Here is a 12790-nt window from a genome sequence, read left to right as displayed (position 1 = left end):
AATGGTGGATCGCCCGGCCGGGACCTGAGAACGACGGGCTTCGATTTCGGGTCATGTTGACATGGGTAACACCACCGAAACAACAGCTTCCGGAAAGTTTCCGGAAGTTGCTGACGACTGGGATGCGGTCCTGTGGTCGCCGGTACGAACGCTGAACAGCCGGTTCAGCGTGATCGGGAAGGCGTCGCAGTCGACGGGGCGCCTGCCGGCGACGAACCGGCTCGACGGCGACCGTAGCTGGTGGCCGGAACTTTTGGCGCGCGCGGATGGTGCCAAAACTTCGTACTGAAAACCTGTTATGCGCATTGGGGGCCGGCGGGAAATGCAGGCTGCGACGGGTGCGCGCCGTTAACGACATTTACATTCTTGAAACTCTGGGAGCGCTCCCGTAACGTCCTTGGCACTTTCCGCGAACTGTCACCGGAATCGAGGAACAACGATGTCGATCCGAAGGCTGGCCGGTGCCGCCGCTGTCCTGCTGGCCACGGCCGCGGCCGTCGCCGTGGTGACCGCGGCGCCGGCCGATGCGGCACTCACCGCCGGGTGCGGCAAGGCGCCGACGCTGACCAGCGGCACCCGGACCATCTCCAGCGGCGGTCAGAACCGCACCTACATCCTGCGTGTCCCCGACAACTACGACCGCAACAAGCCGTACAAGCTGATCTTCGCCTTCCACTGGCTGAACGGAACGGCGGGTAACGTGGCCGGCGCCGGCTACTACGGACTCCAGGGGCAGTCGAACAATTCGGCGATCCTGGTCGCGCCGCAGGGCATCGACAACGGCTGGGCCAACACCGGCAACCGTGACCTGACCCTGGTCGACAACCTGACCGCGCTGATCGACGGGGACCTGTGCGTCGACACCACGCAGCGGTTCGCTCTCGGCTGGAGTTACGGCGGTGCGATGAGCTACGCCGTCGCCTGCGCCCGGCCGGCGGTCTTCCGCGCGGTCGCGGTGCTCTCCGGCGCCAACCTCAGCGGCTGCAGCCCGGGCACCCAGCCGGTCGCCTATCTCGGCATCCACGGCACGTACGACAGCGTGCTCAACATCTCGCTCGGCCGGTCGATCCGGGACACCTTCGTCCGCAACAACGGGTGCACGGCGCAGAATCCGCCGGAGCCGGCCCGGGGCAGCCTGACGCACATCGTCACCGCGTACGCGGGTTGCCGCGCCGGATACCCGGTGGTCTGGGCGGCGTTCGACGGCGACCACACCCCCGAGCCGGTGGACGGCTCCTCGCCCAGTGGCGCCCGCACCTGGGTCGGCGGGGAGGTCTGGAGGTTCTTCTCGCAGCTGACCAGCACGACGCCGACCACACCGCCGACCACGCCGCCGACGACGCCGCCGACCACACCGCCGACCACGACGCCGCCGCCGACCACGACGCCGCCGCCGGTCGAACCGGGCGGGTGCACCGCCACCTACCGGGTCACGGGCCAGTGGCCTGGTGGCTTCCAGGCCGAGGTCACGGTGACAGCCGGCGCCGCGGCGGTGTCCGGGTGGCGGGTCGGCTGGACGTTCGCCGACGGCCAGCGGATCACCCAGCTGTGGGGCGGCCGCAACACCCCGAACGGCAACGCGCAGACCGTCGCCAACGAGAGCTGGAACGGCAGCCTGGCTGCGGGGGCGTCGACCACCTTCGGATTCCTCGGGACGTCGACCGGCGCCAACAGCGTGCCCGCGGCCACCTGCACCCCGGCCTGACCGCACGCACTGAAACGCCGCTGTTCCCGCTCCGTCGGTTTGCCCCACGTATCCCGGTCTGGTCACGGGCTCGGGCCTTCGTCGATGGTTCCGCGCGCATCTCGGAGGGGTGCGGGTGCCGACTCGGTCGATGGTTCCGCGCGCATCTCGGAGCGGGCACGGGCGCGGACCCCGTCGACGGTTTCCGCGCAGCCGAGGTTTGCCCCGGCCCCCGGCGGAAACAACCCGCCCGTGGATGGTGGGCAATTGATCGCCGGGCGCTACCGGCTGCGTGAGGTGCTCGGTCAGGGTGGGATGTCGATCGTGTGGCGGGCCGACGACGACGTGCTGGGCCGCGAGGTGGCGGTGAAGGTGCTCTCCGGCCAGCTGGCCGGCGACCCCGACCGGCAGCGCCAGATCCGCGACGAGGCCCGGGCGGTCGCGCGGCTGCGGCACCCGAACGTCGTCGGCGTCTACGACTACGGCGAGTTCGACGACGGCGGCCGCTCGTTGTCGTACGTCGTGATGGAGCTGGTGGACGGCCGGACCCTGGCCGGCATGCTGACCGGCGGCCGGCTTCCGTGGAAGGTGGTGACGCTGGTCGGCGCGCAGGTCGCGGCGGCGCTCGCGGCCGCCCACGCCGACGGCATCGTGCACCGTGACGTCAAGCCGGCGAACGTCATGGTGACCAGCGGGGGAGTGAAGCTGGTCGACTTCGGCATCTCGGCCGCGGTCGGCGCGTTCGACGGGGGCGACGGTGAGCTGCTGGGCACCCCCGCCTACCTCGCCCCGGAACGTATCGAGGGCGGCCCGGTCCGTCCCGCGACCGACGTGTACGCCCTGGGCCTGGTGCTCTACCTCGCGCTGGGCGGCCGGATGCCGTGGCAGGCGTCGACCGTCACCCAGATGGTGCGGGCGCACGTCTACGCGAAACCGGCGCCGCTTCCCCCGATCCCCGGACTGCCACCCGCGGCCGCGCGGCTCGTGTCGCGCTGCCTGGCCAAGAAGCCCGCCGACCGGCCCAGCGCGATCGAGGTGGCCGAGATGCTCGGCGAACTCGCCGGCCTGCCCTCCACGGCTTTGATGCGCAGCGTGGCCGCGCCCACGGTGCCCCTGCCCGCGGCGAGGGAACGCCGCCCGAGCCGGGCCGTGCTGATCGGCGCCGGTGTGGCCGCCGGGTTGATGCTTGCCGGCGGCGCCTGGTGGGCCGACGACGGCCCGGCGAAGCCGACCCAGGCCGAGGCGGTCACCGCGCCGTCCGCCGCCGCCCCGTCCGCCACTGCGCCGAAGGCCCGGCCGTCGACGTCCACGCCGGAGCGCACCGTTCAAGCGGTAGCCGCGAAGCGGGAGCGGACCGGCCCCCCGGTCGATGACCAGCCGCACGCGAAGAAGGCGCCGAAGGCGAAACACGCGCCCGGGCCGAAGAAGGGGGCCAAACCCAAGCCCCCGAAGAAGGCCGGCCGGAAGTAGGCCATGGCTCGGCGGCGGCTTGCTTTCACCGCCACCCTGCGGGCGTACGCCGTGACGTCGAACGTGGTGCGCGGAGGACGCCTTGACTTCACTCTGAGGGGCGGTAACATCCACGAAACGTCACGTTAGCGCTCACATGATGGGTGGGGATGTGGTGGCGCCGTGTCCCCGGACCTGAACAGCCTCTCCCGGGTCGAGCTGCGGCAGTTGCGTTATTTCGTCACGCTGGCCGAGGAACTGCACTTCGGCCGGGCCGCAGCCCGGGAACACATCGTGCAGTCGGCCCTCAGCCAGCAGGTGCAACGCCTCGAGCGGGCGCTGGGCGTGCCGCTCGTCTCGCGCAACACCCGCCGTGTGGAGCTCACCGCGGCGGGCGAGCGGTTCCTGGCCGACGCTCGTCAGATCCTCGCCCAGGTCGAACGGGCCGCCGGCGCCGTCCAGGACGTTGCCGGGACAGGGCACGTCCTGCGTATCGGCGTGCTCGACGAGGGGTACGCCGCGGTCCGTCCCGTGCTGCACGAGCTGATGACCCGCCACCCCGCCGTCGAGGTGCACATCGTCCACGCCGGGCTGCCCGACCAGCGCCGCGACCTGATCGAGGGGCGCCTCGACATCGGGGTCGGCCGGGCCTCGGACGTGCCGGCGGAGATCGCCACCGAGGTGTTCCGGCTCGATGCCCTCGGGGTGCTCGTGCCCGAGGGGCACCACCTCGCCCGTCTCACGGCGGTGCCGGTGGCGCGGCTGGCCGCTGAACGCCTTCTCCTGCCCGACGAGTCGCAGGCGCCGGAGTTCCGGCGGTTCCTCACCGAGCTGTGCCGCTCGACGGGCTTCTTCCCCGAGACCTTCCGGGGCAGCGTGCAGGGGTTGCGCGCCGGCGCCGACCTGGTCGCCGACGGCCTCTGCGTCATGGTCGCGCCGCAGTCGGCCGGCCCGCTGGCCGGCGTTCGATGGCGTCCGCTCGTGCAGCCCACCCCGCGCTATCCGTGGTCGTTGCTGTGGCGGGCTCACGACGCGCCGCCGCACGTCGGCGCCGTCGTCGCCACCGCCCGCCGGCTGAGCCGCCGGCAGGGCTGGGCGTCGAGCGACATCGAGCTGGCCGGCTGACGGCGGCCGATGCCCCGTCCTCGGGGCACGCCTCAGTCGCGTGTGGTCAACCGGATCAGGTTCCAGGACAGGGGCGGCAGAACCAGCTGGAGGCGACCGCCGTCGACCTTCGGAGCGGCCAGCCGGCGCGGGGCGACGCGGTCGGGGTGGTCACGGTCGTTGACCGCGTCCGGGTCGTCGTCGGCGATGGCGAGGTGCTCGCCGGTGACCAGGTGAGGCAGCGAGCGTACGTCCACGTCGAGGGTCATCGGCTCGTGCTGGTCGCGGTTGACGGCGAACAGCGCCACTGACCGGTCGTCGTCCTGGAGCACGGCCACCGCGTCCAGCAGCGGCACTTCGCCGTGGGCGGCCGTCTCGTGCGACGGTGACTTCGCCTCCGGCCGCAGCACGGTGCCCCGGCCGTGGCGTGACGTCAGGGCGTACGGGTGATAGATGCTCTGCCGCCACGCCGGCCCGCCCTTGGCTGTCATGATCGGCGCGATCACGTTGACCAGCTGGGCCTGGCACCCGATCTTGACCCGGTCGGCGTGCCGCAGCAGGCTGATCAGCAGGTTGCCGACGACCACGGCGTCGGTGACCGAGTAGACGTCCTCGATCAGCGCCGGCGCCTCGGCGATGGGCAGGTTCTCCTGGCCCGCGAAGCGGCTCTGATACCAGACGTTCCACTCGTCGAACGCGATGGTCAGCCGCTTGGAGTGGCGGCCGACGGCCCGTACGTGGTCGGCAGTTGCCACGACCGCGTCGATGAACCGGTCGGTGTCCACGGCCGAGGCCAGGAAGCTGTCCCGGTCATCGCCGTGCTGCTGGTAGTAGCCGTGCATGGAGATGTGGTCGACCACGTCGTACGCCTCGGTCAGCGTGACCCGCTCCCACGTGCCGAAGGTCGGCATCCGGCTGTGCGAACTGCCCGAGACGACCAGCTCGATGTCCGGGTCGACCAGCCGCATCGCCTTGCCGGCCTCGGCCGCGAGCCGGCCGTAGTCGAACGCCGTCTTGTGCCCGATCTGCCAGGGCCCGTCCATCTCGTTGCCCAGGCACCAGACCTTGATCCCGTACGGGTCGCTCGCGCCGTTCGCCCGCCGCCGGTCCGACCAGGCGGTGCCCGACGGGTGGTTGCAGTATTCGACGAAGGCGCGGGCCTCGTCGATGCCGCGGGTGCCCAGGTTGACCGCCATCATGGTCTCGGCCCCGGCCCGCCCGGCCCAGCGCTGGAACTCGTCCACGCCGACCTGGTTGGTCTCGATGGAACGCCACGCCAGGTCGATGCGCGTCGGCCGGTCGGCGGCCGGGCCGACGCCGTCCTCCCAGTTGTAGGCCGACACGAAGTTGCCGCCCGGATAGCGCACGATCGGCACGTCGAGCCCGCGGACCAGCTCCAGCACGTCCTGCCGGAAGCCGTCGGCGTCGGCCGTCGGGTGCCCGGGCTCGTAGATGCCGGTGTAGACGCAGCGGCCCAGATGCTCCACGAACGAGCCGTAGATCCGGGGGTCCACGGCGCCGACGCGGAAGGCGGGGTCGACGATGAGGGAGGCGGAAAGCACGTGGCTCAGCCCTTCAGTCCGGTGCCGGCGATGCCTTGGACGATCTGACGCTGGAACAACAGGAAGACGGCGACCAGCGGGATGGCGCCCAGCACGGTCGAGGCCATGGTGTCGGCGTACCGGATGCCGAAGGCGCCCTGCACGGTGGCCAGCCCGACCGGCACGGTCATCAGGTCCGGGTTGGTCAGCACCAGCAACGGCCACAGCAGGTCGTTCCACGAGGTGACGAACGTGAAGATGGCGACCGCGGCCACCGCCGGGCGGGCCAGCGGCATCACCACCCGGCGGTAGATGCGGAACCAGCCGGCCCCGTCGATGCGGGCCGCCTCCTCGAGGTCACGGGGCAGCCCGTCGAAGAACTGTTTGAAGATGAAGATGGCGACGGCGGTCGGAATCTGCGGCAGGCTCACCGCCCAGTACGTGTTGAGCAGACCCAACGCGTCCATCTCGCGGAACTGGGGCACGATCAGCACCTGGCTGGGAATCATGATGCCGGCCAGGATGGCCCAGAAGACGAGGTTGCGGTGGCGGAACCTCATCCGGGACAGGGCGAAGCCGGCGAGGCTGGCTGTCACGACCGTGCCCACGGCGGTCAGCGTCGAGGTGATCAGGCTGGCGCCGAACCAGTTGAGGATCGGCGTGTCCGACAGCACCCGCCCGAACGCGGCGAAGGTCGGATCGTCGATCAGCCACGTCGTCCGGGTCGTCTCGGCGTTGGGCTTGAGCGCCGTGTCCACCGCCCAGGCCAGCGGCACCAGCCACAGCAGCGCGAAGGCGATCAGCACACCGAGGCAGATCCGATTGAACAACCGGTGCCGCTGATCGATCGTGGCCTGGGTGACGCCGCGGCTCTGCGCGGTGTCCGCGTCCGGTGCGGCGAGGGTCGAATGGGCCACGTCAAACCTCCTTCTCCTGGCGCCGGACGATCGTGAACCACACGGCCGAGACGGCCAGCACGACGAGGAAGAACAGCATCGAGACGGCCGCGGCGTAGCCGAGCCGGAAGTTGGTGAAGCCCTGGTCGTAGACGTACTGCAGGACCGAACGGGTGGCGAAGTCCGGGCCGCCGGCGGTCATCAGATACATCTGGTCGAAGACCTTCAGCGACGCGATCACCTGCAGGACGGCCACCAGCGTCGTCGTGCGCCCGAGCATGGGGACGGTGATGCGGCGGATCTGCTGCCACGGGCCGGCGCCGTCGATCGCCGACGCCTCGTACAGGTCGCGGGGAATCTCCTGCAGCCCGGCCAGGTACAGGATGAAGTTGAAGCCGAGCGTCCACCAGATGGTGGTGACGGCCAGCGACGGCATGGCCCAGGTGGGGTCGCCGAGCCAGGCCGGGGCGGTGACGCCGATCTTGGCCAGCCCGACCTCGAGCAGACCCAGTTCGGGGGTGTACATGAAGATCCAGATGAGCGCGACGACGGCCGACGGCAGGATGAAGGGCGCGAAGAAGGCCAGCCGGAAGAACCACCGGCCGCGGCTCACCCGGTCGGCCAGCAGCGCGAAGACGAACGCGAGCACGATGAGGGGCGGGGTGGTCAGGATGGTGAACCACAGGGTGTGCCACAGCGACGACCAGAAGTCGGCGCTCTGCAACGCCTCGGTGTAGTTGCCGAACCCGGCGAACCCGCCCAGACCGGGCCGCACCAGGCTGGCGTCGAAGAAGCTCATGACCAGCCCGTACACCGCCGGGCCGAGAATGAACGCCAGGTAGAGCAGCGCGAACGGGAGAAGGAAGCCGGTCGCTGCTCGGCCCTGCCCCGGCGGTCGCGCAGCGGAGGATTCCGGCGGCTGCACCGGCCGGGCAGCGGGGGTGACGGTTTCGGTGGACACCAGCGACCTCCTCGAGAGGATCAGATCGGCGACGGCGTGCGGGCCAGATCGCGCAGCGCCGACCGCATCCGGGCCACCGCCGCGGCCGGTGTGGACTGGCCGGCGATGACCGCGCCGATGGCCGATCCAGTCACGATCTCGAAGTTCGAGCCCGAACCGGAATACCATGCCTCGGCGTCGTAGGCGGCCGCCTCGGCGGCGGCGGCGTAGTTGGACTGCGGCTTGAGATCGCGGAACTCCGCGCTCTCGAGGAACGGCCGGTAGCTCGGGACATGGCCGCCCTCGGCCCAGGTCCGGCTCTGACCGAGCATCGAGGCGACGAACTCGAGCGCCCGGTCGAGACGTTCCGGGCTGGTGTCGGGATGCCGGGGCAGCACGAAGGTGTGCGAGTCGGCCTGCACGGCGTACGGGCCCTCGCGGTAGAGATGCGGGAAGAGGGTCATGGAGAAGGGCGTCTTCGCCGTCTGGAATGTGGAGATCTCCCACTCGCCCTGGAAGTAGAACCCGGCCTGTCCCTCGGCGAACATCGCGATCGAGCCCTGGTAGTCGGCCACCGCCGGGAACAGGCCGTCGTTGGTGAGCGAGCGCAGGAACGTCAGCACCTCGGTCGCCTTGGCGTCGTCGATGACGACCTCCCGGCCCTGGTCGCTGATCACCTGACCGCCGAGCTGGGAGTAGAGCGACTGGAAGATCCGCCACGGCGTGGAGGTCTCGCTGATCGAGGCCACCACCCCGCCGTACGCCCCGGTGACCTGCTTGGCCCGGCGCATCGCGTCGGTGAAGGAGGCGGGGCTGTCCAGCGGGGTCAGGGTGCCGTCCGCGCCGAGCAGACCGGCCTTCTCGCAGACGTCGGTGTTGTAGAACATGACGAACGGGTGGGTGTCCAGCGGAATGCTGTAGGCCCGGCCGTCGACGAGACCGGCCTCCCACGTCCGCGGGGTGAACCGGTCGGCGGCCAGGCCGTGCCGGGCCAGGGCGGCCGGGTCGAGCTCCTGCAGCAGGCCGGCCTCGACCATGTTCTTCATCCGCGTCAGATGGGAGATCGCGACGTCCGGCGGCTTGTCGCCGATCGTCGCCAGCGACAGCTTGGTGTAGTAGGGGTTGCCCCAGGCGAGAGTGGTCGCGCTCAGCGCGACCTGGGCGTGGTTGCGCTGATAGGTGTCGAGCATCTGCTGCATCCGGACGCCGTCGCCGCCGCCGAACAGGTTCCAGTAGGCCAGCGTTCCGGCCTCCTCCCGCGAGGCGGTCAGCCCGCTGAGCACATCGGAGGAGCATCCGGACAGGACGCCCGCGCCGGCCGCGGCCGCCAGCCCGCCCAGCAGACGGCGGCGGCTCAGCCCCGCGTGCGGCGTGCCCGGCACATGCATGGTCATGTCCCTCCCGGCCGTGCACAGCCCGCGAGTGCGCGGGACGCGCCGGCGGGGGATGCTGTCACGTGACGTCTTCGAGCCTCCCGCCGTCCTGGGCGACCGGGCAACGGCTGGACTTTCGCAAGGTCAGAAGAACGGGACCCGGAATGCGAAAAGTGGCCGGTCGTGGGGAGAGGGCTCCGATGACACACGCCGCTGCCCGCCGTGCGAGCGGCGGACAGCGGCGTCGGTGGGTCAGTGTCGTCGGTGGGTCAGTGTCGTCGTGGATCAGCGTTGCCGGGTGAGCAGGCCCGGCCGGTAGGGCAGCAGGCCGTAGTCGCCGCCCGAGCTGGGCGAGCGCCCCTGGTACAGCAGTTGCAGGTTGCACGGGTCGATGGTCATGGTCTGGTCGGCGCTGACCCGGATGAGTTCGCCGTGGCTGATGTCATTGGTCCAGGTGGCGCCGCTGTTGGCCTTGCCGGCGAAGGGGTTGCTTTCGGTGGCGGCCTGGGGTGTCCAGGAGCCGCCCAGGCTGGTGGCGGTGAAGGACCGGAAGTAGCGGCCGTTGGCGCCGATGGCTTCGACGATCATGAGGTACTGGTTCTGGCCCTGGACCTTGTAGATCTGGGGCGCCTCGAACAGGTTGTTGGTGGTGTCGCTCATGATGGTGGTGTAGGAGGAGCCGAAGTTGCCGGGGAAGTTGCCGATCGGCATGCTGGCTCGGTAGATCTTGCCGTTGTCGCCGGCGAAGAACAGGTACATGTTGGTGCTGTCGCCGATGAGGGCTTGGTCGATGGGTCCGGTGCCGGATCCGGTGATGCTGCCGGTGAACAGGGTTTGGGCGGCGGACCAGCCGTTGGGGTTGGTCGGGTCGCTGGAGGTGCGGTATGAGAACGCGGTGCCGCCCCACTGGTAGGCGAGGACCCAGATGTTCTTGGGGGCGAAGTAGAACAGCGACGGTGCGACGGTGGCCGAGTTCATCGCGTTCTGGCTGGCCGAGCCCATCTCCGACCAGTTGGTGAACAACCCGAAGTTCATCGACCCCCAGCGGGTGCCCGTGTCATGGGTGGTCGCGTAGACGAGCTGACGGCCGTTGTACGGAACCGTCGTGAAGTCCTTCAGGGACACCCAGCCGGATCTCGGTGTAGCCAGCTGCCCGGTCGAGCTCCAGCGGTACGACGACGGCAGCGAGCAGGTGGCCGGCGGCGGCGTGGTGGTGGGCGGAGTCGTCGGCGGCGTGGTCGGTGGGGTGGTCGGCGGCGTGGTCGGAGTCGTGCTGCCCGTGCACGCCACGCCGTTGAGCGCGAAGCTGGTCGGCACGGGGTTGCTGCCGGTCCAAGAACCGTTGAAACCGAACGAGACCGTGCCGTTGGCCGCAACCGCCCCGTTGTAGCTCACGTTCCTGGCGGTCGCCGCCGATCCGCTCTGCGTCAGCGACGTGTTCCAGGCCTGGGTCACGGTCTGCCCGGCGCCGAACGACCACGTCAGCGTCCACCCGTTCAGCGCGTCACCCAGGTTCGTGACGGACACGGCGGCGCCGAAGCCGCCCTGCCACTGCGACGACACGGTGTAGTCCACCGAACAACCGGCGACCGCGGCGTTCGCGGGCAGCGCCACGAGTGTTCCGGCTGAGGCCAGGGCCGCGATCCCGGCCGCGGCCAGGCCGGCGCGTTTCTTGTGCTGTTTCATGTTTCCTCCTGGTGGGGGACGTCAGAGGGTGAGAACGACGGTGGAGATGCTGCGGGCGGGGAGACTCACGGTGACCTGCCCGCCGTTCACGCCGACCGGCTGACCGGCCGCGTTGGCGCTCTGCGAGGTCAGGAAGTGCTCGGCCTTGGTGATGTTCTGTGGTGCCTGGAGCACGGCGCTGCTGATGGCGGCGGCCGACCGGTTGAGGACGACCAGCGTGATCTTCCCGCCGCCCTGATAGGCGGTGACCTCGAGCGGATTCGCCTTGGAGCTCTTCGTCAGGGCGACCCGTTGATAGCCGGGACGGACGTACTTGGCGTACTGGGAGAAGGCGTACCCACGCTTGAGCGGAGCCCCGGCGGTGGTGCCGTACGCCGCCTCGCCGTCACCGATGAACGAGTAGTACCGCTTGCCGTACCACCAGATGTAGGCGTTCCAGTTCGACTCCATCGACTTGTGCACCGTGCGCATGACGTCGTCGAGCGTCTCGTTCCAGACGGCTTGGTTGCCGGGGTTGCCCCAGATGTTCGAGCCGTTGCCGTCGGCCTCGTGGAAGTTCCACTCGGTCATCCACACCGGCTTGTTGTTCTGCTCGGCCAGGGTGTACGGCTTGAGCCGGCCCGAGTCCTCCGTGCCGTACAGGTGCCCGCCGATGTAGCCGATGGCGTTGCGGGCGCTCGCGTCGTTGAGCGTCGGGTCGGTGTAGCCGTAGTTCAGATTCACCGCCTCGGCCACCATCAGCTTGGTGTTCTGCACCTTGGCGCCCTGCGTACGGAGGAAGTCGCGCAGCTCGGTGCCGCTCCAGTCCATCGAGTCGTAGTCGGGGTGCCAGTCCGGCTCGTTCTGCACCGAGGTGACGTCGATCGGCACGCCCTGGCCGCGCATGTACTGGACGTAGCCGTTGAGGTGGCCGGCGTAGTCGTCGTAGTAGTCGGTCTTGAGCTTGCCGCCGTTGACCCGGCTGTTGTTCGTCTTCCAAGCCGCGGGCGCCGTCCACGGCGACCCCAGGATCTTGACCCCCGAGCCGTACGACTTGGCGGTCTTCAACGCGTTCACCTGAGCCGGCCACTCGCTCGAGACCGGCGAGATCCCGGTGCGCACGATGGACAGACCGAGCTGTCCGGCGCCCGTCCCGACCAGCGTCTGCGTCTCGGCCGTGGACCAGGCGCCACCCCAGATCGGCGTCGCCGCCCCGAATCCGTCCACCGTCTGATACCGGGTGGCCGTGTTCACCGTGATGTCCGGCGTCGCTGCCGGTGGCGTGGGCGGCGGCGTGGTGGGCGGTGTGGTCGGCGTCGTGCCGCCGGTGCAGGCGACCCCGTTGACGGCGAAGCCGGTCGGAACAGGATTGGTGCCGGTCCACGAGCCGTTGAAGCCGAACGACGCCGTGCCACCGGTGGCCACTGTGCCGTTGTGGCTGACGTTCCGGGCGGTGACGGCCGGCCCGCTCTGGGTCACCGTCGCGTTCCAGGCCTGCGTGACGGTCTGCCCGGCGCCGTACGACCAGGTCAGCGTCCACCCGGTGAGAGGATCGCCGAGATTGGTCAGGGCGACCTCGGCGCCGAAGCCGCCCGGCCACTGCGACGACACGGCGTACCGGACCGAGCAACCCGCGGCTGCGGCTCCGGCCGGAAGAGCCACGGCGACCGCGGCCGAGGCCAGCAGCACGCCGGCGACGCAGGCCACCGCGGCACTTCTTCTGCGTTTCATGAGCGCTCCTGATCAGGGGGTGCTGACGGCGAACTGGTTGACCGTGACCGAACCGCCCAGCGACTGGGTGGCGTAGTCGAACAGGCCGAAGCGATAGCCCATGAAGAACTGCCAGTTGTTGTTGAGCGTGAACGGCGGTCCCAGGCTGGTGAACGTCGAGCCGTTGGTGCTGTACGAGAACGTCGCGGTGCGGCCGGAGCCGGGCCGGATGTCCGCGCTGACCCGCAGCCAGATCCGCCCGCCGCTGACGGGTGCCCCGGCTTGTTCGGCGCCTGTCCCGGTCGTACCCCAGCCGCTGGTGGACATGGTGAGGCCGTTGGTCATCGAGACCCGGGTGCTGCCGTTGTCCTTGCGGATGCCGATCCACGCCGACTGATCGCGCAGCATGGCCAGGCCGGCCCGGTCGC

General features: G+C 70.0%; 11 protein-coding genes. 4 read left to right on the top strand and 7 right to left on the bottom strand.

Features of this window, described 5'->3' with window-relative positions; all coding sequences use genetic code 11:
- Positions 1-61 precede the first annotated feature (61 nt).
- The 4 genes from LXN57_RS09865 (at position 62) to LXN57_RS47865 (ending at position 4258) form a co-directional block, all read left to right on the top strand.
- Entirely contained in the window at positions 62-289 is a 228-nt protein-coding gene (locus LXN57_RS09865) for a hypothetical protein (protein WP_251797724.1), read from the top strand.
- 150 nt (positions 290-439) lie between these two features.
- A complete protein-coding gene (locus LXN57_RS09860; RefSeq protein ID WP_251797723.1) occupies positions 440-1705 on the top strand; it encodes a CE1 family esterase in 1266 nt (421 codons plus the stop codon).
- 246 nt (positions 1706-1951) lie between these two features.
- Positions 1952-3154 carry a serine/threonine-protein kinase gene (locus tag LXN57_RS09855; RefSeq protein WP_251797722.1) on the top strand — a complete coding sequence of 401 codons (1203 nt, stop codon included), beginning with the start codon at positions 1952-1954 and terminating at the stop codon, positions 3152-3154.
- Between the two features lie 162 nt (positions 3155-3316).
- Positions 3317-4258, top strand: a complete 942-nt coding sequence (locus LXN57_RS47865; protein ID WP_285904608.1) for a LysR family transcriptional regulator — start codon at positions 3317-3319, stop codon at positions 4256-4258.
- Between the two features lie 32 nt (positions 4259-4290).
- Here the strand turns inward: LXN57_RS47865 and arfA are convergent, their stop codons facing one another.
- The 7 genes from arfA to LXN57_RS09810 all read right to left on the bottom strand — a co-directional run.
- Positions 4291-5799: an arabinosylfuranosidase ArfA gene (gene arfA, locus LXN57_RS09840; protein WP_251797721.1), complete on the bottom strand. Its 1509-nt coding sequence runs from the start codon at positions 5797-5799 to the stop codon at positions 4291-4293.
- Positions 5800-5804: 5 nt separating this feature from the next.
- Positions 5805-6695, bottom strand: a complete 891-nt coding sequence (locus tag LXN57_RS09835) for a carbohydrate ABC transporter permease (RefSeq protein ID WP_251797720.1) — start codon at positions 6693-6695, stop codon at positions 5805-5807.
- 1 nt (position 6696) lies between these two features.
- Positions 6697-7635, bottom strand: coding sequence for a carbohydrate ABC transporter permease (locus LXN57_RS09830; protein WP_251797719.1), 939 nt, complete (start codon positions 7633-7635; stop codon positions 6697-6699).
- A gap of 20 nt (positions 7636-7655) precedes the next feature.
- The gene (locus LXN57_RS09825; RefSeq protein WP_251797718.1) at positions 7656-9008 is read right to left on the bottom strand and encodes an extracellular solute-binding protein; all 1353 of its coding nucleotides are present in this window, start codon (positions 9006-9008) and stop codon (positions 7656-7658) included.
- 264 nt (positions 9009-9272) lie between these two features.
- A complete protein-coding gene (locus tag LXN57_RS09820; protein ID WP_251797717.1) occupies positions 9273-10673 on the bottom strand; it encodes a non-reducing end alpha-L-arabinofuranosidase family hydrolase in 1401 nt (466 codons plus the stop codon).
- 21 nt (positions 10674-10694) lie between these two features.
- Positions 10695-12383: a cellulose binding domain-containing protein gene (locus LXN57_RS09815; protein WP_251797716.1), complete on the bottom strand. Its 1689-nt coding sequence runs from the start codon at positions 12381-12383 to the stop codon at positions 10695-10697.
- Between the two features lie 12 nt (positions 12384-12395).
- A partial coding sequence (locus LXN57_RS09810; RefSeq protein ID WP_507185028.1) for a beta-xylosidase family glycoside hydrolase occupies positions 12396-12790 on the bottom strand: 395 nt, incomplete at its 5' end.

Origin of the sequence: Paractinoplanes hotanensis (genome assembly GCF_023717965.1) — a bacterium.
Taxonomy (GTDB): domain Bacteria; phylum Actinomycetota; class Actinomycetes; order Mycobacteriales; family Micromonosporaceae; genus Actinoplanes; species Actinoplanes polyasparticus.
Note: the sequence above shows the minus strand (reverse complement) of the source record. Positions and strands in the feature narration are given on the sequence as shown.

Coding starts and splice junctions, on each gene's coding strand:
- LXN57_RS09865 (WP_251797724.1), top strand. CDS start 62: ATGGGTAACACCACCGAAACAACAGCTTCCGGAAAGTTTCCGGAAGTT.
- LXN57_RS09860 (WP_251797723.1), top strand. CDS start 440: ATGTCGATCCGAAGGCTGGCCGGTGCCGCCGCTGTCCTGCTGGCCACG.
- LXN57_RS09825 (WP_251797718.1), bottom strand. CDS start 9,008: ATGACCATGCATGTGCCGGGCACGCCGCACGCGGGGCTGAGCCGCCGC.
- LXN57_RS09820 (WP_251797717.1), bottom strand. CDS start 10,673: ATGAAACAGCACAAGAAACGCGCCGGCCTGGCCGCGGCCGGGATCGCG.
- LXN57_RS09815 (WP_251797716.1), bottom strand. CDS start 12,383: ATGAAACGCAGAAGAAGTGCCGCGGTGGCCTGCGTCGCCGGCGTGCTG.